At 65.0% G+C, this 22,151-nt stretch carries 23 protein-coding genes and 1 tRNA gene; 14 read left to right on the plus strand and 10 right to left on the minus strand.

Translation table 11 applies throughout. The features are described from left to right. Positions 1-17 precede the first annotated feature (17 nt). Positions 18-767, plus strand: a complete 750-nt coding sequence (locus tag D9V29_RS06665) for a phosphoglyceromutase (RefSeq protein ID WP_121672552.1) — start codon at positions 18-20, stop codon at positions 765-767. A 75-nt stretch (positions 768-842) separates the two neighbouring features. Here the strand turns inward: D9V29_RS06665 and phoU are convergent, their stop codons facing one another. Next, the gene (gene phoU, locus D9V29_RS06670) at positions 843-1,499 is read right to left on the minus strand and encodes a phosphate signaling complex protein PhoU (RefSeq protein ID WP_121672553.1); all 657 of its coding nucleotides are present in this window, start codon (positions 1,497-1,499) and stop codon (positions 843-845) included. A 184-nt stretch (positions 1,500-1,683) separates the two neighbouring features. Here phoU and D9V29_RS06675 point away from each other — a divergent pair, with 184 nt between their 5' ends. Next, positions 1,684-2,892 carry a sensor histidine kinase gene (locus D9V29_RS06675; RefSeq protein ID WP_121672554.1) on the plus strand — a complete coding sequence of 403 codons (1,209 nt, stop codon included), beginning with the start codon at positions 1,684-1,686 and terminating at the stop codon, positions 2,890-2,892. Beyond that, on the plus strand, positions 2,889-3,569 hold the full coding sequence (locus D9V29_RS06680; protein WP_121672555.1) for a winged helix-turn-helix domain-containing protein: 681 nt from the start codon (positions 2,889-2,891) through the stop codon (positions 3,567-3,569). Before D9V29_RS06675 ends, D9V29_RS06680 begins: the two co-directional genes overlap by 4 nt. A 57-nt stretch (positions 3,570-3,626) precedes the next feature. On the opposite strand, the gene D9V29_RS06685 is transcribed toward D9V29_RS06680, so the two are convergent. Then, positions 3,627-4,157 (minus strand): hypothetical protein, encoded by a 531-nt coding sequence (locus D9V29_RS06685; protein WP_183084936.1) that lies wholly within the window; start codon positions 4,155-4,157, stop codon positions 3,627-3,629. Positions 4,158-4,312: 155 nt separating this feature from the next. Between D9V29_RS06685 and D9V29_RS06690 the strand changes: the two genes are divergently transcribed. The 4 genes from D9V29_RS06690 (at position 4,313) to rlmB (ending at position 8,614) form a co-directional block, all read left to right on the plus strand. After that, on the plus strand, positions 4,313-4,795 hold the full coding sequence (locus tag D9V29_RS06690) for a CarD family transcriptional regulator (protein ID WP_090713134.1): 483 nt from the start codon (positions 4,313-4,315) through the stop codon (positions 4,793-4,795). 215 nt (positions 4,796-5,010) lie between these two features. Then, positions 5,011-6,186 carry a 2-C-methyl-D-erythritol 4-phosphate cytidylyltransferase gene (gene ispD, locus D9V29_RS06695; protein WP_121672556.1) on the plus strand — a complete coding sequence of 392 codons (1,176 nt, stop codon included), beginning with the start codon at positions 5,011-5,013 and terminating at the stop codon, positions 6,184-6,186. 3 nt (positions 6,187-6,189) lie between these two features. After that, entirely contained in the window at positions 6,190-7,608 is a 1,419-nt protein-coding gene (gene cysS / locus D9V29_RS06700) for a cysteine--tRNA ligase (protein ID WP_121672557.1), read from the plus strand. Further along, the gene (gene rlmB, locus D9V29_RS06705) at positions 7,598-8,614 is read left to right on the plus strand and encodes a 23S rRNA (guanosine(2251)-2'-O)-methyltransferase RlmB (RefSeq protein WP_121672558.1); all 1,017 of its coding nucleotides are present in this window, start codon (positions 7,598-7,600) and stop codon (positions 8,612-8,614) included. The genes cysS and rlmB overlap by 11 nt, the downstream gene beginning before the upstream one ends. A gap of 34 nt (positions 8,615-8,648) precedes the next feature. On the opposite strand, the gene D9V29_RS06710 is transcribed toward rlmB, so the two are convergent. Next, positions 8,649-9,935, minus strand: a complete 1,287-nt coding sequence (locus D9V29_RS06710) for a DUF4032 domain-containing protein (RefSeq protein WP_121672559.1) — start codon at positions 9,933-9,935, stop codon at positions 8,649-8,651. A gap of 60 nt (positions 9,936-9,995) precedes the next feature. Continuing rightward, positions 9,996-11,096, minus strand: coding sequence for an ABC transporter ATP-binding protein (locus tag D9V29_RS06715; RefSeq protein ID WP_121672560.1), 1,101 nt, complete (start codon positions 11,094-11,096; stop codon positions 9,996-9,998). Positions 11,097-11,377: 281 nt separating this feature from the next. Here D9V29_RS06715 and D9V29_RS06720 point away from each other — a divergent pair, with 281 nt between their 5' ends. Then, positions 11,378-12,316 (plus strand): DsbA family protein, encoded by a 939-nt coding sequence (locus D9V29_RS06720; RefSeq protein WP_121672561.1) that lies wholly within the window; start codon positions 11,378-11,380, stop codon positions 12,314-12,316. A 3-nt stretch (positions 12,317-12,319) separates the two neighbouring features. On the opposite strand, the gene D9V29_RS06725 is transcribed toward D9V29_RS06720, so the two are convergent. Continuing rightward, positions 12,320-13,660 (minus strand): threonine/serine exporter family protein, encoded by a 1,341-nt coding sequence (locus tag D9V29_RS06725; RefSeq protein WP_121672562.1) that lies wholly within the window; start codon positions 13,658-13,660, stop codon positions 12,320-12,322. Between the two features lie 83 nt (positions 13,661-13,743). On the opposite strand from D9V29_RS06725, the gene D9V29_RS06730 reads away from it, so the two are divergent. Both D9V29_RS06730 and D9V29_RS06735 read left to right on the plus strand, forming a co-directional pair. Continuing rightward, positions 13,744-13,817, plus strand: a tRNA-Thr gene (locus tag D9V29_RS06730). Between the two features lie 11 nt (positions 13,818-13,828). Next, complete coding sequence (locus D9V29_RS06735) at positions 13,829-14,800, plus strand: DMT family transporter (protein WP_229790589.1); 972 nt, start codon at positions 13,829-13,831, stop codon at positions 14,798-14,800. Here D9V29_RS06735 and D9V29_RS06740 read toward each other — a convergent pair. Both D9V29_RS06740 and msrB read right to left on the minus strand, forming a co-directional pair. After that, positions 14,784-15,317 carry a nitroreductase family protein gene (locus D9V29_RS06740; protein WP_121672563.1) on the minus strand — a complete coding sequence of 178 codons (534 nt, stop codon included), beginning with the start codon at positions 15,315-15,317 and terminating at the stop codon, positions 14,784-14,786. The genes D9V29_RS06735 and D9V29_RS06740 overlap by 17 nt on opposite strands. Position 15,318: 1 nt before the next feature. Further along, a complete protein-coding gene (gene msrB / locus D9V29_RS06745; protein WP_121672564.1) occupies positions 15,319-15,735 on the minus strand; it encodes a peptide-methionine (R)-S-oxide reductase MsrB in 417 nt (138 codons plus the stop codon). Between the two features lie 206 nt (positions 15,736-15,941). On the opposite strand from msrB, the gene D9V29_RS06750 reads away from it, so the two are divergent. The 4 genes from D9V29_RS06750 to groL all read left to right on the plus strand — a co-directional run bounded on the left by D9V29_RS06750 (position 15,942) and on the right by groL (position 19,137). Continuing rightward, positions 15,942-16,223: a DUF3263 domain-containing protein gene (locus D9V29_RS06750; protein WP_121672565.1), complete on the plus strand. Its 282-nt coding sequence runs from the start codon at positions 15,942-15,944 to the stop codon at positions 16,221-16,223. 108 nt (positions 16,224-16,331) lie between these two features. After that, positions 16,332-16,904 carry a LytR C-terminal domain-containing protein gene (locus D9V29_RS06755; protein ID WP_121672566.1) on the plus strand — a complete coding sequence of 191 codons (573 nt, stop codon included), beginning with the start codon at positions 16,332-16,334 and terminating at the stop codon, positions 16,902-16,904. A gap of 224 nt (positions 16,905-17,128) precedes the next feature. Continuing rightward, positions 17,129-17,332: a cold-shock protein gene (locus D9V29_RS06760; protein WP_121672567.1), complete on the plus strand. Its 204-nt coding sequence runs from the start codon at positions 17,129-17,131 to the stop codon at positions 17,330-17,332. Between the two features lie 185 nt (positions 17,333-17,517). Next, the gene (gene groL, locus D9V29_RS06765) at positions 17,518-19,137 is read left to right on the plus strand and encodes a chaperonin GroEL (RefSeq protein ID WP_121672568.1); all 1,620 of its coding nucleotides are present in this window, start codon (positions 17,518-17,520) and stop codon (positions 19,135-19,137) included. Positions 19,138-19,225: 88 nt separating this feature from the next. Here groL and D9V29_RS06770 read toward each other — a convergent pair whose 3' ends face one another. The 3 genes from D9V29_RS06770 to D9V29_RS06780 all read right to left on the minus strand — a co-directional run bounded on the left by D9V29_RS06770 (position 19,226) and on the right by D9V29_RS06780 (position 22,085). Further along, the gene (locus D9V29_RS06770; protein WP_121672569.1) at positions 19,226-19,516 is read right to left on the minus strand and encodes a WXG100 family type VII secretion target; all 291 of its coding nucleotides are present in this window, start codon (positions 19,514-19,516) and stop codon (positions 19,226-19,228) included. Between the two features lie 148 nt (positions 19,517-19,664). After that, positions 19,665-21,380: a sensor histidine kinase gene (locus D9V29_RS06775; protein ID WP_121672570.1), complete on the minus strand. Its 1,716-nt coding sequence runs from the start codon at positions 21,378-21,380 to the stop codon at positions 19,665-19,667. A gap of 15 nt (positions 21,381-21,395) precedes the next feature. Continuing rightward, on the minus strand, positions 21,396-22,085 hold the full coding sequence (locus D9V29_RS06780; protein WP_108391630.1) for a response regulator transcription factor: 690 nt from the start codon (positions 22,083-22,085) through the stop codon (positions 21,396-21,398). Positions 22,086-22,151 lie beyond the last annotated feature (66 nt).

Raw genomic sequence — 22,151 nt, forward strand, 5'->3', positions numbered from 1 at the left:
ATCGCTAGAGTGGAGGCATGTCTTCGCCATACACACTCATCCTGCTCCGCCACGGCAACAGCGACTGGAATCAGAAGAACCTGTTCACCGGCTGGGTCGACGTCCGACTCAGCGAACAGGGCGTTGCTGAAGCTCACCGGGCGGGCGAACTGCTGAACGAGTCGGGGCTTTTCCCTGACGTCCAGTACACCTCACTCCTGACGCGGGCGATCCAGACCGCCAACATCACCCTCGACGTCGCCGATCGCGCGTGGATTCCGGTGAAGCGCACCTGGCGTCTCAACGAACGCCACTACGGCGACCTCCAGGGCAAGGACAAGGCCCAGACCCTCGCCGAGTACGGCCAGGAACAATTCCAGACCTGGCGCCGGTCGTTCGACGTGCCGCCGCCCCCCATCGCCGATGACAACGAGTACTCCCAGGCGAACGACCCCCGTTACGTCGGCATCGACGGTGACGTGCCAAGGACGGAATGCCTGAAGGACGTCATCGACCGCATGCTTCCGTACTGGCACTCCGACATCACCGGAGATCTCGCCGAGGGAAAGACCGTCCTCGTCACCGCTCACGGGAACTCACTGCGGGCGCTCGTCAAGCACCTCGACGGGATCTCTGACGACGAGATCGCGTCACTCAACATCCCGACCGGAATTCCGCTGGTCTACAAACTCGACGAGAACTTCATGCCGATCGAGCCGGCCGAGTACCTCGACCCCGAGGCAGCAGCGGCTGGTGCCGCAGCGGTGGCGTCGCAGGGTAAGAAGTAGTCGAAATCCCCAGACCGATACGAAAGGGCGGGAACCGATTCGGTTCCCGCCCTTTCTCGTCAACTCAACCGGGTGTCAGTCGTCGCTCTCGGCGGTCCAGTCGCCGGTTGCGAGGTACTGGACCTTCTTCGAGATCGACACGGCGTGGTCGGCGAAACGCTCGTGATAGCGAGAAGCGAGTGTCGCGTCCACCGTTGCGACAGGCTTACCCTTCCAGGTCTCGCCGAGAACCTTGTCGAACACCTTGACGTGCAACTCGTCGACTCGGTCGTCCTCGTTGCGGATCTCCTCCGCGAGGCGTACGTCCTGGGTGCGGAGGAGCTCGGTGAGCTTGTGCGCGATCTCCACATCGAGGCGACCCATCTCCGCGAAGGTCGAGCGGAGCCCCTTGGGTACCGCTCGCTCCGGGTAGCGGTATCGGGCGAGCTGGGCGATGTGCTCAGCCATGTCACCCATCCGCTCGAGGGACGAACTGATCCGGAGGGCGCTGACGACGATCCGCAAATCGCGCGCGACGGGTTGCTGCCGCGCCAGGATGTTGATCGCGAGTTCGTCGAGAGCAACGGTGAGTTCGTCGATTCGTACGTCGTTCTCGATCACTTCCTCGGCGATGGAGACGTCTGACTCGCTGAACGCCTGCACCGCGTTCGTGATGGAGATCGCCACGAGCTCGGAGATGGCGACGAGCCGTTCCTGAACCTCGGCCAGCTCCTGCTGGAATACTTCACGCATCTGATCTCCGTTCGGATGTTGGGGTCCGGCGCCCACATTTCAGGCGCCCGGGAACAAGCCCCGCCGCAACTCTGCCCACCCGAGGTTAACGTTTGGTGGCGTGCTTCTGAACAGGGGCCCAAATGCCCTGATGAGAGCACACCGCCCGGCGGGCGTGGTGCGGCCATGCCTCTAACCTAGTCGTATGGACTCTCCCTGGCTGGTGCTTGCAGCCCTCCTGCTCGGACTCGTCATCGGCTCCGGGTTCGCCATCGGACTCATCGCAGCAGCACGCCGCGGAGAACGGATCGCGACGGTCGTCGCTCCGTCTGTTCCCGACGGGGTCAGCCAGGTCCTCGACGCCCTCGAGAGCGCCGGGATCGTGGTCGACCCATCGGGGAACGTCGTGAAGGCATCCCCTGGGGCCCTCGCTCTCGGCCTGATCCGCGACGGCATGCTCGCTCACCCCGAGTTCGTCAGTCTGGCCGACCGCGTTCGTGACGGCGGCGAGCCGGTCACCGAAGACATCGACATCGTTCGCGGGAGGTTCAGTGACGTCGTCCTCCACCTCGGTGTACGCGGCGCGCGACTCGGCACGAGGTATGTCCTTCTTCTGGCGACCGATCACACCGAGTCCAGGCGGCTCGACGAAGTGCGACGCGACTTCATCGCGAATATCAGCCATGAACTCAAAACCCCCATCGGCGCCGTCGGTCTGCTCGCCGAAGCGCTCGAGCCGGCGGCCGATGATCCCGACCAGGTACGCAGGTTCGCCGCGCGGCTGGGCACAGAGGCGTCGCGCCTCGCTCGACTGACCGGTGAGATCATCGACCTGTCAAGACTCCAGGCCGCCGATGCCCTCAACCAGCCGGAACTCCTCGACGTTGACCGCGTCGTCGCGGCTGCGCTCGATCAGAACCGTGTGGCCGCAGACGCGGGCGGGGTCACGCTCGTGTCCGCGGGGGACGAGGGGGCACGGGTGTACGGAGATGAAGCGCTACTCGTGGTCGCTGTGCACAACCTCATCTCGAACGCCATCACCTACTCACCGCCGCGCGGTCGCGTCGGTGTGGGTATCTCCCGCAAGAACGGCGTCATCGAGATCGCCGTCACCGACCAGGGTCCAGGCATCCCCGAGGAAGACCGCGAGCGTGTGTTCGAACGGTTCTTCCGGATCGACCAGGCCAGGTCGCGGAACACCGGCGGTACCGGCCTCGGCCTCTCGATCGTGAAGCACACGATCCAGAACCACGGAGGCGAGGTGAAGGTCTGGTCGCTCGTCGGAAAAGGCTCGACATTCACCATCCGGCTTCCCGAAGCATCCGAGAAGCCCCTCACCGGGCAGATTCGGCTCCCTGTCGATACGGACTCCGTATCGGATTCAAACACCGAACGTGAGGACTCCATCAGATGACCCGCATTCTCCTTGTCGAAGACGAAGCAGCCCTGAGCGAGCCCCTCGCCTACCTGCTCGGTCGTGAGGGATACGAGATCGACGTCGTCGAAGACGGGCCAAGCGCGGTGACGGCATTCTCCGCGACCGAGCCGGACCTGGTGCTTCTCGACCTCATGCTTCCCGGGATCCCGGGAACCGAGGTGTGCAGGCAGATCCGAGCGGTGTCCTCGGCGCCGATCATCATGCTCACAGCGAAGGACTCCGAAGTCGATATCGTCGTCGGGCTGGAACTCGGTGCAGACGATTATGTGACGAAGCCGTACTCCAGCCGAGAACTCCTCGCCCGAATCCGGGCCGTCCTCCGTCGCCGCGGAACCGACGACGAGGTCGACGAAGCCGTACTCGAGGCCGGGACCGTCCGGATGGATCTCGAGCGCCACACCGTCGAAGTGAATGGCGCCGAGACGGCTATGCCCCTCAAGGAATTCGAGCTGCTCGAACTCCTGCTGCGGAATGCCGGCCGCGTACTCACCCGCGGACAACTCATCGATCGTGTCTGGGGGAGCGATTACTTCGGCGACACCAAGACGCTCGATGTCCACATCAAGCGGATTCGCTCGCGCATCGAGGAGAACCCCTCAGAACCGCGGATGCTCGTCACCGTTCGCGGGCTCGGCTACCGTTTCGAAGCCTGATCGATCGAAAAAAGCGCGACGCCCCTGCCGGGGCGTCGCGCTTTTTGAAGTCGACGGCTATTCGCCCTCGGGCGTAGCCTCAGGTGTGCTCGTCGGGCTCGCCGAACGGATCGGCACCGGTGGGCTCGGCACGAGGTCGCTGTATTCGGGCAGCGAGCCGTCGAGAACGGGGACGAGTATCTCCACGCCGGTCTCGTCGCCGTACTGGAAGAACACGGTGGTGAGCGAGCCGGGCAGGGCGTCGACGCCCGCGAGCAGGATCGGCTCGTCCTCGGCGGTGCCGAATGACACGGTCGACTCTTCGGGAACCTTGACGGTGACTGTCCCGTCTTCGCCCTCACCGAACTGGATGTCGAGGGACTGCGCAGAGCCACCGTTGGTCACAGACGCGATGAGGTTCCCGTCGGTACCCTCCTCGCCCATGATGATCAGCGCGTTGCGGATCTTGAGATCACCGACGCGACCCGACACGCCATCGCTCGGGTCGTAGTTCTTCGTCGTGGCCTGCGGGGCGACCAGGTTGCACGCGCTGGTGCCCAATACGACGGTGGCCGCCAGCACGACGGATGCGATCAAACGCGCCTTCACAGGTCCTCCAAGAACACAGGGCTGCGCACGCGGAAACAGCGTGCGGGAACGAGTCCGAGTTTAGCTTAGCCAGTCGCTCGCGCCGCCCAACGCTGGGCGAACTTTAGTGCATACCCCCTGTGGTATTCTGGTAGATGCTGAAGGGATACACATCCATGCTTTTTGAGGTTGGCGAAACCGTCGTATACCCCCACCACGGAGCCGCAACTATTGCGGAAGTGAAAACTCGGGTCATCAAGGGAGAAGAGAAGCTTTATCTGAAGCTTCGCGTCACCCAGGGTGACCTCGTTATCGAGGTGCCCGCTGAGAACGTCGATCTGGTCGGCGTTCGTGACGTTATTGGTAAAGAAGGTCTTGAGCGCGTCTTCGACGTGCTTCGTGCGCCGTTCACTGAAGAACCCACGAACTGGTCGCGCCGGTACAAGGCCAACCTTGAGAAGCTCGCCTCGGGCGACGTCATCAAGGTGAGCGAGGTCGTTCGCGACCTGTGGCGCCGGGACCAGGACCGCGGTCTTTCGGCCGGCGAAAAGCGCATGCTTGCAAAGGCACGCCAGATTCTCATCTCGGAACTCGCCCTCGCGGAGAAGACCGACGAAGAGAAGGCGTCGAACGTGCTTGATGAGGTTTTGGCTTCATAGTGTGATCTCGACAGGCTTGGTTACTGAGCCTGTTGAAGTGCGATCACCGGGTTTACTGGTGGTCGAGCTTTTTGTCGTTGATCTCGACAGGCTCGATCACCGGGTTTTCAGTGGTCGGGCTTTTTGTCGTTATTGAGGCGCCGTGCGACCCGGTATGGCGTGGGGAACACTCGGCGGCTCTGGGGCGAGCGCAGCGGGTCGGTAGGCTCGGGAACATGAATACGCGCTCCCCGATCGTCGGCGTCATCGTCGTCGCCGCAGGCAGTGGGACGCGCCTCGGCGCCGACCGCCCCAAAGCTTTCGTCGACTGCGCCGGACGCACCGTGCTCGAACGATCCCTCGATTCCGTGTTCGGTATGCAACGTGAAGCGCAGGTCGTCGTCGTCGCCCCTGCGGACCTCGTCGCCGAGGCAGAAGACATCGCACGCCGGGCGGCAGGTGCTGCCGAATCGTCGATTTCCGTCGTCGCCGGTGGGGACACCCGGCAGCAATCCGTGTCGAACGGACTCGCGGCTCTCGACGCCGGCATCCGGATCGTCCTCGTTCACGACGCCGCGCGCGCTCTGACGCCCGCCGCGATCTTCGACGACGTCGTGACGGGTGTCGCGCAGACGGCATCCGGAATCGTGCCGGGAGTTCCGGTGCAGGACACCGTGAAGCGGGTCGACGACGACGATGCGGTCGTCGAAACGATCGACCGCGCCGAATTGCGGTCGATCCAGACACCGCAGGGCTTCCCGCGAGCGTCGCTCGCTGCCGCGTACGCGGATGCCGAGATCGAATACACCGACGATGCGGCCTTGTTCGCCGCCGCCGGACATCCCGTGTCCGTGATCGACGGAGACGCGCTCTCGTTCAAGATCACGACCCCGTGGGACCTGCGGCGCGCGGAAGGTCTCCTCGCGAGCGCCCCCGCGAGCATCCGGGTCGGGATCGGAACAGACGTCCACGCCTATGACGATGAGTCAGAGCTCTGGCTTGCCGGTCTGGCGTGGCCGGGGGAGCGGGGCCTCTCCGGGCACAGCGACGGGGATCCCGTCTGCCATGCGATCACCGATGCGCTGCTCTCAGCCGCCGGCCTCGGCGACATCGGCAGCGTCTTCGGCACGAGTGACCCGCGATTCGCCGGGGCCCACGGTGAGACCTTCCTCACCGCGACCCGGTCGAGGCTGGCCGACGACGGCTTCACCATCGGAAACGTTGCCGTGCAGATCATGGGCAACAGCCCCCGGTTCGCGCCCCGTCGTGACGAGGCAGAAGTCTTCCTCACAGGTCTGCTCGGCGCTCCGGTGAGTATCGCGGCGACGACGACCGACGGACTCGGATTCACCGGTCGCGGAGAGGGCGTGTGCGCCATCGCGACCGCGACGGTGTCGCGCCAGTACTCTTGAGTCGTGGCAATCCAACTCTATGACTCCCGGGCGCAGGCCCTCCGTGACTTCACCCCGCTCGTCCCCGGCAAGGTCGGAGTCTATGTCTGTGGACCCACGGTCCAGTCATCCCCCCACATCGGCCACTTGCGATCGGCGCTCGTCTACGACCAGATGCGCCGCTGGCTGAACTACTCGGGATACGACGTCACCCTTGTGCGCAACGTCACCGACATCGACGACAAGGTCCTCGTCAACGCGTCCGGGAACGAGGAGTGGTGGGCTCTCGCCTATCGCACCGAGCTGGAGTTCTCCGCCGGTTACCGCGCTCTCGGCATCCTGCCGCCCACCTACGAACCCCGCGCGACGGCGAGCATCCAGCAGATGCACGCGATCATCGAACGGCTGATCGCGAACGCGCACGCCTACGTTGCCGAAGACGGTTCGGGCGACGTGTACTTCGACGTCCGCAGTTGGCCCGGATACGGTGCTCTGACCCGTCAGAACATCGACAGCATGGACGCAGCGACGGATGCCGATCCGCGCGGCAAGCGGGACCCGCGCGACTTCGCGCTCTGGAAAGGACACAAGGCTGACGAACCCTCGTCGGCGGCGTGGCCCAGCCCCTGGGGCGACGGCAGACCTGGCTGGCACATCGAATGCTCTGCGATGGCGAGCCGTTACCTCGGCGCCGCTTTCGACATTCACGGTGGCGGACTCGACCTGCGCTTTCCGCACCACGAGAACGAGCTTGCCCAGTCGACAGCGGCAGGCGACCCGTTCGCGTCGTACTGGGTGCACAACGGGCTCGTGAACGTCAACGGTCAGAAAATGTCCAAGTCGCTGGGTAATTCGGTGTACGCGGCGGACCTTCTCGGCGCGGCACGACCGATCGTCGTTCGTTACTACCTCGGCCAGGCGCACTACCGGTCGACCATCGATTACCACGATGGCGCGCTCCTCGAAGCAGAGGCAGCGCTCGATCGCATCGAGAGCTTCCTCGACCGGGTCACCCGTCGACTCACCGGCACCCGTTTCGCGGGGACAGGCACCGAGCAGATTCCGGATGCCTTCGCTGCCGCGATGGACGACGATCTGTCCATCCCGCAGGCACTCGCGGTATTGCATGACACAATAAGGCAAGGCAACGCGAGCATTGACGGGGAAGACCTCGCCTCAGCCGCCGCGGCGCAAGGGCAGGTGATGGCCATGACCGAGGTTCTCGGAATCAACCCTCTCTCGCCCGAATGGTCCCGCGGTCAGGACACAGCAGCATCCGCGGCGCTCGACACGCTCGTCGACACGTTGCTCGACGAGCGCCAGCAGGCCAGGGCGGCACGCGATTTCGCGGCCGCCGACAGGATCCGCAATGTCCTCACGACAGCGGGAATCACGATTGAAGACACCTCAACGGGTGCACATTGGAGTATTGATGGCCAGTAAGGATGGCCGCCCAGGGGCGGTTCGGAAGACGAAGAAGGGCCCGGCAAAGGGAACCGGTGGCCTCGGCCGCCGCGCCCTCGAGGGCAAGGGACCGACGCCCAAGGCCGAGGACCGGACCTATCACGCCGCAGGTAAGCGCAAGATCGCCAAGGACCGGTTGAGCCAGGCTCAGGCCAAGTCCGGTGGACGGCCGAGCACCGCACCCGTCGCCGGCCGCAAGCCCAAGCAGAAGCAGGCCGACGACAGCGAGATCGTCACGGGCCGCAACTCGGTACTCGAAGCCCTCCGCGCCAAAATTCCGGCTTCGGCGCTGTACATGGCGACCCGGATCGAGTTCGACGACCGGGTGAAGGAAGTTCTCGCCCTGGCAACGGCTCGCGGCCTCCCGATCCTCGAGGTCATGCGCCCCGAACTCGACCGCCTCGCCGGTTTCGACTCTGTGCACCAGGGACTCGCGCTCAAGGTTCCGCCGTACTCGTACGCCCACCCCACCGAACTGCTCGAGCAGGTCGTATCGCGCGGTCAGGTTCCGCTCTTCGTCGCGCTTGACGGCGTCACCGATCCTCGTAACCTCGGTGCCATCATCCGCTCGACCGCGGCGTTCGGCGGCCAGGGTGTCATCGTTCCACAGCGGCGCTCCGTCGGACTGACAGCGTCTGCCTGGAAGACGTCGGCCGGTGCCGCAGCGCGTACGCCGGTCGCCATGGCGACGAACCTGACCCAGACGCTCAAGGCGTTCAAGGCAGCAGGCGTCTTCGTCGTCGGTCTCGATGGGGGCGGCACGACCGACCTTCCCGGTCTCGAACTCGCCGACCGGCCGCTCGTCGTCGTCGTCGGCAGCGAGGGCAAGGGGCTGTCGCGCCTCGTCACAGAAACCTGTGACGCGATCGTGTCGATCCCGATCTCGGCAGCCACCGAGTCGCTGAACGCCGGCATCGCGGCATCCGTCACTCTCTACGAGATCTCGAAGATGCGCGCATCAGGCAAGAAGGCCAAGAAGAAGTAGGGCCTGACGTTCTTTCAGCTGGCGCGGCCCGGTCTCAGACCCGGTCGCGCCAGTTCTCGTTCGGGCTGTCGATCACCGCGGTCGGCAGCGTGATGGCGCCGGTCGGGGGAGCGATCACCGTTGCTTCGTCGCGGCGGTGACGCAGGATGTCGTTGATGTATGAGGTCAGCGCTTCGGCGAGCGGTACATCCCTGGCCTGGTTCTGGGACATGAACCAGCGGTGCTCGAGCAATTGGTGGAAGACCTCGGCCGGTTCGAGTTTGCCCTTGAGATCGCGCGGAATCGACTTGATGACGGGCTCGAAGACCCGGATCAGCCATTCGTGCGCCATCATCTCTTCGTCCATGTTCGCTTTCGCGAACGTCGCGCCGTACGAGTCCAGGTCGTTGAGCAGCCGTCGGGCCTGGTTCTCGCCGGCGTCGAGCCCGGTCAGCCGGAGCAGGCGGCGCTGGTGGTGGCCGGCATCGACGACCTTCGGCTGGATCCGCACCCGCGAGCCGGTCTCGTCTGTCTTGATCGCGAGCTCTTCGATGTCGAAGCCGAGTTCGTTGAGGCGGTGCACCCGCTCGTTGATCCGCCAGCGTTCGCTCGAAGAAAAGGACTCGGACCCGGTGAGTTCGGTCCACAGTGAGCGGTAGGCGGCGACGATGCCGTCCGAGAGCTTGATCGGGTCGAGGGCGTCGTCGACCCGGCCGCCGGCCTCGAGGTCCATGAGCTCGCCGGCGATGTTGACTCGGGCGATCTCGAGGTCGTTCTCCCTCTGCCCGTTCGACAGGCCGCCGCCGTACAGCTTGCCGGTCTCGGCGTCGACGAGGTAGGCGGCGAAAGCGCCGGCGTCGCGCCGGAACAGAGTGTTCGACAGCGAGACGTCACCCCAGAAGAAGCCGGCGATGTGAAGCCTGGCGAGGAGTACGGCGAGCGCGTCGACAAGCCGACCGGCCGTATCCGGGCGCAATTGCTGCGAGAACAGCGCGCGATACGGAAGCGAGAACTTGAGGTGCCGCGTGACGAGCACGCTCGGCAGGGGATCGCCGGATTCGTCGGATCGCCCGGTGATGACGGCGACCGGGTCGACGCACGGGATGTCCATGCGCTGAAGCGTGCGCAACATGTCGTATTCGCCGCGGGCCATCTCGGCGGTCGTTTCCTTCACAGCGACGACGTAGCCGGAAAGGTTCGCGAAGCGCACGAGGTGGCGTGAAATTCCCTTGGGAAGCGACGCAATGGTCTCGTTGGGCCAGTTCTCCAGCGGCAGGTCCCACGGCAGGTCGAGAAGCGCCGGATCGACGGTGGCGGCTGTGATGTTCAGTGATGCGCTCATGGTGAGTTAAACAGTAGCGCCGGCTGGCGGGGCGAAACCCCGCCAGCCGGCGCGATGCTGTTAGTCCGCCGAAACGGCTGCGTTCATGCGCAGGCCCGACTCGACGTCGAAGACGTGCACGTGGCGCGGCGTGGGGATCAGGAAGACCTTCTCGCCAGCGTGCGCGTGGGTGCGGCCGTCGACGCGTGCGACGAGGTCGGTGCGCTTGCCGTTGATGTCAGCGTGTCCGTACAGGTAGCCGTCGGCGCCGAGCTCTTCGACGAGGTCGACGTGGACCTCGAGTCCGTTGCCTGGCTCTGTCGATACTTCGATGTCCTCGGGGCGGACACCGACGGTGACCTGCTTGGCGCTGGTCTGACCGATGATGTCGCGGTCGACAGGAACGACGCGGGCGCCGAACTGGATGCCGCCGTCTGCGAGGTCAGCGGTCAGCAGGTTCATCGCGGGGGAGCCGATGAATCCGGCGACGAAGACGTTCTGCGGCTTCTCGTACAGGTCACGCGGGGTTCCGACCTGCTGGAGGATGCCGTCCTTCAGCACGGCGATCCGGTCACCCATGGTGAGTGCCTCGGTCTGGTCGTGCGTGACGTAGACCGTGGTGACACCGAGCCGGCGCTGAAGCGACGCGATCTGCGTGCGGGTCTGCACGCGGAGCTTCGCATCGAGGTTTGACAGCGGCTCATCCATGAGGAAGACCTGGGGCTGGCGGACGATCGCGCGACCCATTGCAACGCGCTGACGCTGACCACCGGAGAGAGCCTTCGGCTTGCGGGTCAGGTACTCCTCGAGGTCGAGCAGTTTCGCCGCCTCGAGAACGCGGGATGCCCGCTCGTCCTTGTTGACGCCGGCGATCTTCAGCGCGAAGCCCATGTTCTCGGCAACCGTCATGTGCGGGTACAGCGCGTAGTTCTGGAAAACCATCGCGATGTCGCGGTCCTTCGGCGGCACGTCGGTGACGTCGCGGTCACCGATGAGGATGCGGCCGTCGTTGACCTCTTCGAGGCCGGCGAGCATGCGCAGGGAGGTGGACTTACCACAACCGGACGGGCCGACCAGGACGAGGAATTCGCCATCGGCGACCTCGAGGTTCAGCTGGTCGACGGCGGCGCGGGTACCTCCTGGGTACATACGTGTGGCGTTGTCGAACGTTACGGATGACATGTTGTGCTCCTTCACCGGCAGGTACGTGCCGGACGATCCGAGTGAATGGATTCATGCATTGCCTGCTGCGTTGCATGCGCGCGGTCGTGCGGGTACACGATCGCGAGACTTCAGTATGGCATGAAGTGAAGGCCCGGGTGCGGGTTTCGCGCGGTGTCCGTACCCGCGGCATGCAGCATCCGTTTGGGCATTTCCCAGACTGCACAACTACGATCGGTGGGTGTTGGCCGCGGCAACCCGACCCGAAACCGACCGAATACTCACCCCCGAAGCGAGGATTTATGGACAGCGACGCACCGGAAGTTCTTCCGACGAAGAACGAGCGTCGCGAGGCGACCCGCGAGAAGGCGAAGGAGCTGCGGGAGTCGCAGAAGAAGCGCGATAAGCGCAACCGCGTGCTCCTCCAGGGTGGCATCGTCGTCGCTGTTGTCGCCGTCATCGTCGGTGTCGCGTTCATCATCACGAGTGCCATCCGGCCGCCGGCCCCTGGCCCCGCCAACATGGCCAGCGACGGGATCGTCGTCGGTTCAGCACTCGAAGTCGTGGAGACCCCTGCCCTCGCTGCCGGAGCGTCGCCCGTCGCCACAAAGGTCGACCCGAACGTTCCGAACATCCGGATCTACGTCGACTACCTGTGCCCTGTGTGCGGTGAGTTCGAGCGAGCAAACGCCGAACAGCTCGCCACCTGGGCCGAGAAGGGCACGGCGACGGTCGAGTATCACCCCATCGCGCTGCTCACCGGGCGGTCTGCCGGGTCCCAGTACTCCCTGCGTGCGGCGAACGCCGCCGCGTGCGTCGCCAACTACTCGCCGAATGACTTCTTCGACTTCAACTCCTCGCTGTTCAAGAACCAGCCCGAGGTCGGAACAGCGGGGCACTCGGATGAAGCACTCATGGAGTTCGCGGCCACGGCGATCCAGACGGATGCCGGTACGGCGCCTGCCGGACCGATCCAGTCGAACATCGATTCCTGCATCACAGATGCCACCTTCACCCCGTGGGTCCAGTCCGCGACGGACCGCGCCACCACCGAGAAGGTGCCGTACTCGTCGCTCGACAAGGTCAAGGGAACCCCGACCGTGCTCGTGAACGACAAGCAGTACACGGGGTCGATCACCGATGACGAAGAGTTCCAGGCCTTCGTGCTGTCTGTCGCCAGCGAGACCTACGCGAAGTCGAGCCCGAGCCCGAGTCCTTCGCCGTCCGCACCTGCCGAGTAGCGGCTAGATCTTTTCGTCGCGCTTGCGGCCCAGCCGCACCTGAACGCCCATGAGCGGGCCGACGAACCTGCGCTGGATCCGGCGTGCAGGTCCGAGCGCGTTCTGAACGATGTACTGGCCGAGGATTGCGCCCGCCGCGAGGGCGACGGCGACCGATGCAGCTTCGAGCATGCTGAGCAGCCCGTCGATCGAACCGGCGCTGAGTTCCAGCAGCCCCCGGAAGAGAATGAGCCCGGGAACCAGCGGGACGAGCGCCGAAACCACGAGCGGCAGGGGAGGAGTCCGCACCAGCCGCGAGGCGAGTGCTGACAGCACGCCGACGGCGACGGCGGCGGCAGCGGCCGACCAGGCGACGCCCAATCCGGCTACCTGCCCGCCCGTGTAGACGAGGTAGGCGAGAATTCCGAGCGCGCTGACCGCCCAGATGGCCCTGGCAGGCACTTCGACCGCGAGCGCGAAGCCGAGAATGATGATGACGGATGCTGCGCACAGCAACCAGATGTTGGCGAACGACGGCGGGACGTAATTGTCGATGTCGAGGACGAGGCCGAACCGGGCGAGGAGCGTGGTCGTCCCGGCGACTCCGGCGACGAGCCCTCCCGTGATGAGGAGAGCTTCGAGCACGCGCGCTGTTCCCGTGACGTAGAACCCGGACAGGACGTCCTGCACGGCGCCGAACGAGGTCACGCCGGCGAGAAGCACGATGATGGTCGCGACGACGACGAGGAACGAACTCGCCGCAGGATCGAGAAAGTGCACGACGGCAGCGACAATCGGTCCGACGGCGCCCCCGGCGAGAGTCTGGTAGAACACACTCATCCGGGTGCGTGCGAGAGCTGTTGTGAGGGAATCGACGAAGAAGGTGGCTACGAACGCGGCGGCGATGACGAGAGGTCCTCCACCGAGGAGAAGGGCAGCTCCTGCGCCGACGAGGCTCCAGCCCAGCCGCCGGATCAGCACCGGGTAGATCGGGCGCGCAGCGATGATCGTGTTGACGCGGATCCTGGCCTCCCCGACGGAGATCGGGGTGTGGAGAAGGTCGTCGACGAGGGTGGACGTGTTCGTGAGGCGCGTGTAGTCGAGCGTGCGGTACTTGACGTTTCTCGACCTGGTGACCGTGTCGTTCGTCGACGGATCGTCCCAGGTCAGTGTGATGACCGTGTGCGTCACATCCGCTTCACAGCCTTTGAGCCCGTAGGCCCGCGTGACGGCGAGCATCGTCGCTGTCGCATCTTCGGCGCTGGCACCGGAAGCGAAGATGACCTCGCCGCACCGGATGGCGAGATCGAGGATGCCTCTGCCCGTTTGTTCTGTCGTTGCGGGCGCCTGGGACTGCTCGGGCATGCGTGTGTTCCTCGTCGTGGTGGTCCTCCAAGGATGTCATGGCAGGACACGCCTCGAGGGTTCGTTATGATTGACGAGTCCACGCCGCCTTAGCTCAGTTGGCCAGAGCAGCGCACTTGTAATGCGCAGGTCGTCGGTTCGAATCCGACAGGCGGCTCTCATGTGTAAATGCTCGATGCGCCCCCGGTGGTCGCGGTGAACCCCAGGGCGGGAATCCCGCCCTGGCTCGCCATCACCATCGCCGCCGCGTGCGGTGGGCTCGTTGCCGTGCAGACCCGGCTCAACGGTGCCCTCGGCCTCGCAATCGGTGACGGCTTCGTTGCCGCCGTGATCTCTTTCGGATCCGGCCTCGTCATCCTCACCGTCTGTTTGATGTTCGTCCGGAGCGGGCGCACCGGCCTCGTGACGATCACCGCCGCCCTCCGCGAAGGAAGCATGCCGTGGTGGACGGTACTCGGCGGTCTCTCGGGTGCGTTCCTCGTCCTCGGTCAGGGCATCACCGGCGCTGTCGTCGGCGTGGCACTGTTCAGCGTCGCCCTCGTCGCCGGCCAGACGGTCTCGGGACTGATCCTCGACCGGGTGGGTTTCGGACCCAACGGGCGGGTTGCCACCACATGGCCGCGGCTCATCGGCGCGGCTCTCGCGATGATCGCCGTGCTGTGGTCCGTCTCGGGGCAGATCGGCGGCGACGTCCCGCTGTGGATGCTCGGGATGCCACTGATCGCCGGTTTCGGCACCGGCTGGCAGTCAGCGGTCAACGGCCGGGTCCGAGCTCGTGCGCACAGCGCGCTCACCGCGACGTTCCTGAACTTCGTTGTCGGCACGTCCGCCCTCGTCGCTGTACTCCTCATCCGGTCCATCTTCGTCGGCTGGCCGGAGAGTCTCCCGGCGCAACCGATGCTGTATCTCGGCGGGGCCATCGGCTGCGTGTTCATCGGCGTGAACGCGTTCCTCGTCGCCCACACCGGTGTGCTGCTTCTCGGGCTGGGCACCGTCGCCGGCCAGCTGATCGGGTCGGTCGTCATCGATGCCCTTGCGGCGGGCGGGGTCGGCCTCAGCGTCACAACGGTCAGCGGCGCCGCACTCGCCCTCGTCGCCGTGGGCGTCGCGACGTTCAGGCGGCCTAGAGCTCGCGGATAAGTGATTCGGCGTCGATGGGCTTGCGCGATCCCGTCTTCGCGTTCTCAGGGATGCCTCCGACGTAAAGCCAGCCAAGCAGGTATTCGTTCTTGCCGAGCTTGTGCATTTTTCGAACCGGCTTCGAACGCGTGTAGCTCCCTGTGCGCCACAGAACGCCCCAGCCGGCGTCGTACAGCAGCAGGCTGAGCATGTGGGCGACGCCGGAGGCAACAGCCTCCTGCTCCCACGCCGGCACCTTCGAGTTCTTCTTGAGCGAGACGACGATCGCGATGAGGAGGGAGGCCCGGAGCGGCTTGGACGACGGAGAATCGTCGCCCTCCGCCTTCGCTATCGCCTTGCCGAGCTTCTCCCGCGCCGAACCTCGCAACTCGAGTAGCCGCCACGGCCGCAGGGCACTGTGGTCGGCGACGCGGGCGGATGCCGCGACGAGGGGAAGCAGGTCCTCGTGCGTCGGGGCATCCGCCGTCACGCGCGACCACGAGCGGCGCGCAGCGACGACGTCGACCAGGCGGGTCACGTTACTCGACGGGTGCGAAGTTGAGTGCCAGCGAGTTCATGCAGTACCGGTCACCGGTCGGTGTCCCGAATCCATCGTCGAAGACGTGTCCGAGGTGGGAGTCGCACGTCGCGCAACGCACCTCTGTCCGTACCATTCCCAGTGAGTTGTCTTCGATCAGCTGCACGGCTTCCGGCCGGACGGACTCGTAGAAGCTCGGCCAGCCGCACCCGGAATCGAATTTGGTTCCGCTCTTGAACAGTTCTGCGCCACACGCTGCACAGGTGTACAGACCCGCGCGGCTCTCGTCGAGCAGTTCGCCGGTCCACGGGCGCTCCGTTGCCGCTTCACGCAGCACCGCGTACTGCTCACTGGTCAGTTCTTCGCGCCACTCGTCGTTGGTCTTGGTGACCGGGGTCTTGTCCACAGGCTGGTTCATAGTGCTCCTTACGGATAATGCTTGCCTCTTATCTAACCCCTTCCCGGGCTCTGGTGTTCCCGTCTTACGTTCAGGCTGGGCAACACCTGAGCATCGCCTGCTCGCCTCGTCCGACGCGCCACGGGAGAAGCGGAAGCGCGTTGCGCACGCCCTAGGATGGCGGCACGGTCTGCGAGCGGACACAAGGACTTCGAGCGGTGGTGAATATGGCGGACAACGGTTCTTCGGACGGAACGCCCCAGGAGCTCAGCGAGCGCGATCTCGCGATTCTCGAGTTCGAGAGCCGGTGGTGGCAGCACGCCGGCCAGAAAGAGGAGGCCGTCCGTGCCGCGTTCGGGTTCTCTCCCACCCGGTACTATCAATTGCTGGGCGTGCTCATCGATTCGCCGGCGGCCCTCGTTCACGATCCGCTCCTGGTCAAGCGCCTGCACAGGCTGCGCGACACCCGGCAGGCGGCACGCCGTGCCCGAGCGAGGAACGCAGACTGAACAACGTTCCGCGCCCCGATCGCGGATCGGCATCCGAGCCCGTCTGACCGAGACACCGTCTGACCGACAAGCACAACCGACAAGCACAGAGGACCTGACAGCAGCGACATGGCACACAACTTCGCCAAGGACAGGTTCGACGAGATCCCTGAAGACCTTCGACGGGTTGGAGCGCATCGCGCGCCCGTGCCGGCCGGCAGGGGCTGGTTTCTGTTCCTGTGGGCGGGACTGGCGACTCTTCTCCTCGTCGGGGCTGGGATCCTCGGCCTGACGCTCCTCGGTGATCGGGTCAACTTCGTCGAGACCCCTCGACCCGCAGCGACTGCCCCCGCGCCGACGGAGACGCCGGTGGCCGTTGCCACCATCGACCCGGACTCGATGGTCACCGTGCTGAACGGTACGACAACCAGGGGCCTGGCCACCCGGGCGATCGAGAAACTCAATTCTGCGGGCTGGACCCAGAGCATCACGCCGGGAAGTGCTTCAGCCACCGACGTCGAAAAGACCACCGTCTATTACGAAGACCCGTCGCAGGAAGGGGCTGCTCGCGGACTCGCAGAGGGACTCGGCATCGGGAGCATCCAGCTGTCGACGCAGTTCCAGATCCCCGTCGACGATGGGGAAGAACCCCTCCTGCAGCTCACGGTCGTGCTCGGATCGGACTACGCCGCCCAGGAGTGATCCTTCCGCAGTCTCGATCCGCCGACCCGATCGTTCCCGCTGCAATCCTGTGCCGTGGTCAAACCCCTGTTCGGGCGACAGTTCTTCTCGCTAGGATCTGGAACTGGTCATGATTGTGCTCTCATCGCCAGAGGCTGACGAGCCGGCACGATCGCCGGGCCCTGGCGCCGGCGGACCCGGGCTGGCGCCTGCCTGCACGGAGAACACTGCAATGGGAGTTACACATGGCGAACGGAACCGTGAAATGGTTCAACGCTGAAAAAGGCTACGGCTTCATCACCGTCGACGGGGATGGGCAGGACGTCTTCGTCCACTATTCCGCGATCGACAGCACCGGTTATCGCTCACTCGAAGAAGGCCAGCAGGTCAGCTTCGAGATCGGAACCGGCGCGAAGGGCCCTCAGGCAGAGGCTGTCCGCGCGGTCTGAGCCGCGCTGCCAGGCGCCGTCCACCATCGGTGGGCGGCGCCTGGTCGTCGGGGGCGTCCCCGCTGTGCTTCACACGACCGGCGCCGAGCTTGCACTCGCAGGGGCAGAGTGCCAGAATCGTGTTAGCACTCGCATTCGTAGAGTGCTAACTACGTTCATTACGTCCGGGAGGGACGAAAAACCACATGGCAAAAATCATTGCTTTTGACGAGGAAGCCCGCCGCGGCCTCGAACGCGGTCTGAACATTCTGGCCGACACCGTCAAGGTAACGCTCGGCCCACGCGGTCGCAACGTTGTCCTTGAGAAGAAGTGGGGCGCGCCCACGATCACCAACGATGGTGTGTCCATCGCCAAGGAGATCGAGCTCGACGACCCGTACGAGAAGATCGGTGCCGAGCTCGTCAAGGAGGTCGCCAAGAAGACTGACGACGTCGCAGGCGACGGCACCACCACCGCTACCGTTCTTGCCCAGGCACTCGTCCGCGAAGGCCTGCGCAACGTCGCAGCCGGCGCTGACCCGATCTCGCTCAAGCGCGGCATCGAGAAGGCAACCGCTGCGGTCATCGAAGAGCTCATCGCCAACGCGAAAGAGGTCGAGACCAAGGAAGAGATCGCTGCGACGGCATCCATCTCCGCCGGTGACGCCGAAATCGGCGCCATCATCGCCGAAGCCATCGACAAGGTCGGCAAGGAAGGTGTTGTCACCGTCGAGGAGTCGAACACGTTCGGCACCGAGCTCGAGCTGACCGAAGGTATGCGCTTCGACAAGGGTTTCCTGTCGGCATACTTCGTCACCGACCCCGACCGCCAGGAAGCCGTGTTCGAGGACCCCTACGTCCTCATCGCCAACTCCAAGATCTCCAACATCAAGGACCTGCTCCCGATCGTTGACCAGGTCATCCAGTCGGGCAAGCAGCTCCTCATCATCGCGGAGGATGTCGACGGCGAAGCCCTCGCAACCCTCGTTGTGAACAAGATCCGTGGCATCTTCAAGTCCGTCGCCGTCAAGGCTCCTGGCTTCGGGGACCGCCGCAAGGCTCAGCTCCAGGACATCGCCATCCTCACGGGCGGACAGGTCATCTCGGAAGAGGTCGGTCTCAAGCTCGAGAACGTCACCCTTGACCTCCTGGGCCGTGCCCGCAAGGTCGTCATCACCAAGGACGAGACCACCATCGTCGAAGGTGCCGGCGACGTCGAGCAGATCGCGGGCCGCGTTGCCCAGATCCGCAAGGAGATCGAGAACACCGACAGCGACTACGACCGCGAGAAGCTGCAGGAGCGCCTGGCCAAGCTGGCCGGTGGCGTTGCAGTCATCAAGGCCGGTGCCGCGACCGAGGTCGAGCTCAAGGAGCGCAAGCACCGCATCGAGGACGCTGTCCGTAACGCGAAGGCTGCCGTCGAAGAGGGCATCGTCGCCGGTGGTGGCGTTGCACTCATCCAGGCAGGCAAGACCGCATTCGAGAAGCTGTCGCTGACGGGCGACGAAGCAACCGGGGCGAACATCGTCCGGGTGGCCATCGACGCTCCGCTCAAGCAGATCGCCCTCAACGCGGGTCTCGAGCCCGGCGTCGTTGCAGACAAGGTCCGCAACCTGCCCGTCGGACACGGCCTCAACGCCGCGACCGGTGAGTACGTCGACATGCTCGTCGCAGGAATCAACGACCCGGTGAAGGTCACCCGTTCGGCGCTTCTCAACGCATCGTCGATCGCGGGACTGTTCCTCACCACCGAGGCAGTCGTTGCTGACAAGCCGGAGAAGAACCCGGCTCCTGCCGGCGACCCGACCGGTGGCATGGACTTCTAAGTCCGAGCAACTCGCACGAATCGGCGGGGCGTCTCCTTCGGGAGGCGCCCCGCTTTCGTCGTCGTGACGGCTGCACCGATCGCATCCGTCACACGCGGAACATGTTCGCGTTCGTCCGCTCGATCTCCTGGTACTGGGTTCCCGCCTTCGCGAGCGCGGTGTTGATGTGGACAGCGCTCTCTTCAACGCGCCGCTGGGTGCCGCGCCAATCGGCGACGACCCCCTGGAACGCGGTCGACGCTTCTCCCGTCCACGTCGACTGGAGCTCGGTCAGCTGGCGCATCATGGCGTCGACCTCGGACTGGATCGTCTCGATTCGCGCCCGGACGGACCCGGTCGTTCCCATGACGACATCGCTGTCCACCTGGTATCTGGTCATGACTCCTCCTCTGGATGACGGACGCGCGGGGCGCAGCATCCGTTCTCCGACCGTACGGGCGCCTCAGCGCGCACCGGACGGCAGGACATGAGCGGTGGAGGGCGTTCGGCGGCCAGTGCCCTGGGGAGGAGCGTCAGGCAGGAACGGCTCAGCTCGGAGGGGAGGGAACCGCGGTGTCTGCGAGCGGGAAACTCACGCGGAAGGTGGCTCCGCCTCCCGGTGTCTCGGTAACGGATACCGTGCCGTGGTGAGCGGCGACGATGGACGAGACGATGGCGAGCCCGAGGCCGGAGCCACCGGTCTCCCTCGTGCGGGAGGAATCGGCTCGCCAGAAGCGCTGGAAGATCTTCTCGCGAATCTGAGGGGGAACACCGTCGCCGTGGTCGATCACGGCGATCGTCGCGGTGCGCGACTTGAGGTCCGCGGACACCCCGATCTCGAGCGGGCTGTCGTCTGGCGTGAAGCGGAGGGCGTTCCCGACGAGGTTGGTGACGACCTGACGCAGTTTATTCTCTTCACCCATGACGATCGCCGGAACCTCGGGCTCGGGGTCCGGGGCGACCGCGAGGTTCGACCGGATCGTCAACGCAGGACCGGTGTCGGTCGCCTTGCGTGGGCGTCGCTGGCGCAACCGGGCGAGCGTTGCCCCGGCAAAGGCGATCGATCCCGTCGCTGTCGACTCGTCGTCCGTCGGCATGGCGCGAGTGACGGAGGATGCCGCGGGGGCGGATTCCGTCTGAACCGGGGCAGGCGGAAGAACCGGCGTCGGCGGGCAATCCACGACGACGCTCACCGTGCGTCGTGGCGACGATGCGTTCGCGTCGAGCGCCGCGTCCCTCGCGATCGGAGTGAGGTCGACCGGCGTAAGTACCATCGGCTTGGTCTCATCGAGTCGCGCCAGTTCGAGGAGATCCTCGACGAGGCCGCCCATGCGAATGGCTTCCTTCTCGATTCGGCTCATCGCCTGGGCGAGGTCGTCGCTGTTCTGCAGCGCGCCCATCCGGTACAGCTCGGCGTAGCCCCGAACCGTGACGAGAGGCGTCCGCAATTCGTGGCTGGCGTCGCCGACGAAGCGCCGCATCTGGTCGATGGTCCGCGCCCGGTCTGCGAAGGCCTTGTCGATTCGCGCCAGCATGGTGTTGAGCGAGCGGTTTAAGCGCCCGACCTCGGTGTTCGGGGTCGCGACGGCGAGACGCTGGCTGAAGTCACCATCGGCGATCGCCGCTGCCGTGTGTTCCACCTCGCGCAACGGGTGGAAGGTGCTGGTGACGAGGAGGCGTGTGAGCAGAGCGCCGATGATGATGACCCCGAGCCCGAGACCGAAGAAGATCGTCAGGTAGGTGGCGATGATCGTCTCGGTCTCCCGCATCGAGATCGCCACAAGCACGACACCGATGGAGCCCTGGTGGTCCCACTGGTAGGGGACGACGACGGCGTGGTAGGTCGTCTTGCCGTCGATGCTCGAGACCTGGAAGACGCCGGTCTGCTTGACGGCATCCGACAGCTCGAACGTGCGGCTGATGTTCGGCAGCATCTCCTCCGGGCGATCCTGCCAGGTGGCGGCGCGCAATCTGCCGTCGGCGTCGTAGATCGCGGTGAAGTAGTCAGACGACATCGCATCCTTGACCATGTCGCCTGCGTTGTCAGCCTCTTCCTCGTCAACGTTGAGGAACCCGGGTGGAACCGGGGACTGCGCCGCGGCCACGAGATCGGTGTTGACCTTGTCCACGAGCGCCGGCCGAAGCATCACGACGGTACCGACACCGGCGACGAGCAGTCCAAAAGTGAGGACGAGCACGGTCACGCCGGTGATCTTCGTGCGCAGTGAAATCGCGTTCCACCACTCGGCTATGGGATCGTGCATGTACCCGTATTCGGTTTACGCCTTCGCTGTCTTCAGCATGTAGCCGAATCCGCGCTTGGTCTGGATGAGCGGTTCAGTCGAGAACTGGTCCAGCTTGCGTCGCAAGTAGGAGATGTAGCTTTCGACGATGCCGGCATCCCCATTGAAGTCGTACTCCCAGACGTGGTCGAGGATTTGCGCCTTGCTCAACACCCGGTTCGGGTTGAGCATGAGGTACCGCAGAAGCTTGAACTCGGTCGGGCTCAACTCGATGGGCGTCTCGCCGACGAGAACCTCATGGGTGTCCTGATCCATGGTGAGTTCGCCTGCGCGGATGACGGCATCCTCATCAGCATGCATGGTGCGTCTGAGGATTGCCTTGATGCGAGCCACGATTTCGTCGAGGCTGAACGGCTTGGTGACGTAGTCGTCACCGCCGACGGTGAGGCCCATGATCTTGTCCTCGGTGTCGTCCTTCGCGGTGAGGAACAGGATCGGAGCCGTGTAGCCGGCCGAGCGGAGGCGCTTCGTCACGCCGAACCCGTTCATGTCGGGCAGCATGACGTCGAGGATGATGAGGTCGGGCTCTTCCTCGAGCACGGCAGAGATGGCCTGGGCGCCGTTTCCGACGGCTCGCACGGCGAAGCCGGCGAAGCGGAGGCTGGTGGTGAGCAGGTCGCGGATGTTCGGTTCGTCATCGACGATGAGAATTCGTGGTCCAGTCATGTGCCCAGTCTCTGCGAGTTGGCTGCGATCTTCCTGAACGCCTTCGGTGTGTCATTGATACGGCTG

Origin of the sequence: Mycetocola manganoxydans (genome assembly GCF_003667545.1) — a bacterium.
GTDB classification, from domain to species: domain Bacteria; phylum Actinomycetota; class Actinomycetes; order Actinomycetales; family Microbacteriaceae; genus Mycetocola_A; species Mycetocola_A manganoxydans.

Bases quoted from the DNA above. Each gene is read 5' to 3' on its own strand.
- D9V29_RS06675 (WP_121672554.1), top strand. From the start codon at position 1,684: ATGGACTCTCCCTGGCTGGTGCTTGCAGCCCTCCTGCTCGGACTCGTC.
- D9V29_RS06770 (WP_121672569.1), bottom strand. From the start codon at position 19,516: ATGACCAGATACCAGGTGGACAGCGATGTCGTCATGGGAACGACCGGG.
- D9V29_RS06755 (WP_121672566.1), top strand. From the start codon at position 16,332: ATGGCACACAACTTCGCCAAGGACAGGTTCGACGAGATCCCTGAAGAC.
- D9V29_RS06720 (WP_121672561.1), top strand. From the start codon at position 11,378: ATGGACAGCGACGCACCGGAAGTTCTTCCGACGAAGAACGAGCGTCGC.
- msrB (WP_121672564.1), bottom strand. From the start codon at position 15,735: ATGAACCAGCCTGTGGACAAGACCCCGGTCACCAAGACCAACGACGAG.
- D9V29_RS06750 (WP_121672565.1), top strand. From the start codon at position 15,942: ATGGCGGACAACGGTTCTTCGGACGGAACGCCCCAGGAGCTCAGCGAG.
- phoU (WP_121672553.1), bottom strand. From the start codon at position 1,499: ATGCGTGAAGTATTCCAGCAGGAGCTGGCCGAGGTTCAGGAACGGCTC.
- D9V29_RS06775 (WP_121672570.1), bottom strand. From the start codon at position 21,380: ATGCACGATCCCATAGCCGAGTGGTGGAACGCGATTTCACTGCGCACG.
- D9V29_RS06680 (WP_121672555.1), top strand. From the start codon at position 2,889: ATGACCCGCATTCTCCTTGTCGAAGACGAAGCAGCCCTGAGCGAGCCC.
- D9V29_RS06690 (WP_090713134.1), top strand. From the start codon at position 4,313: ATGCTTTTTGAGGTTGGCGAAACCGTCGTATACCCCCACCACGGAGCC.
- D9V29_RS06665 (WP_121672552.1), top strand. From the start codon at position 18: ATGTCTTCGCCATACACACTCATCCTGCTCCGCCACGGCAACAGCGAC.
- D9V29_RS06735 (WP_229790589.1), top strand. From the start codon at position 13,829: ATGCTCGATGCGCCCCCGGTGGTCGCGGTGAACCCCAGGGCGGGAATC.
- rlmB (WP_121672558.1), top strand. From the start codon at position 7,598: ATGGCCAGTAAGGATGGCCGCCCAGGGGCGGTTCGGAAGACGAAGAAG.
- D9V29_RS06715 (WP_121672560.1), bottom strand. From the start codon at position 11,096: ATGTCATCCGTAACGTTCGACAACGCCACACGTATGTACCCAGGAGGT.
- groL (WP_121672568.1), top strand. From the start codon at position 17,518: ATGGCAAAAATCATTGCTTTTGACGAGGAAGCCCGCCGCGGCCTCGAA.
- ispD (WP_121672556.1), top strand. From the start codon at position 5,011: ATGAATACGCGCTCCCCGATCGTCGGCGTCATCGTCGTCGCCGCAGGC.
- D9V29_RS06780 (WP_108391630.1), bottom strand. From the start codon at position 22,085: ATGACTGGACCACGAATTCTCATCGTCGATGACGAACCGAACATCCGC.
- D9V29_RS06760 (WP_121672567.1), top strand. From the start codon at position 17,129: ATGGCGAACGGAACCGTGAAATGGTTCAACGCTGAAAAAGGCTACGGC.
- D9V29_RS06710 (WP_121672559.1), bottom strand. From the start codon at position 9,935: ATGAGCGCATCACTGAACATCACAGCCGCCACCGTCGATCCGGCGCTT.
- D9V29_RS06725 (WP_121672562.1), bottom strand. From the start codon at position 13,660: ATGCCCGAGCAGTCCCAGGCGCCCGCAACGACAGAACAAACGGGCAGA.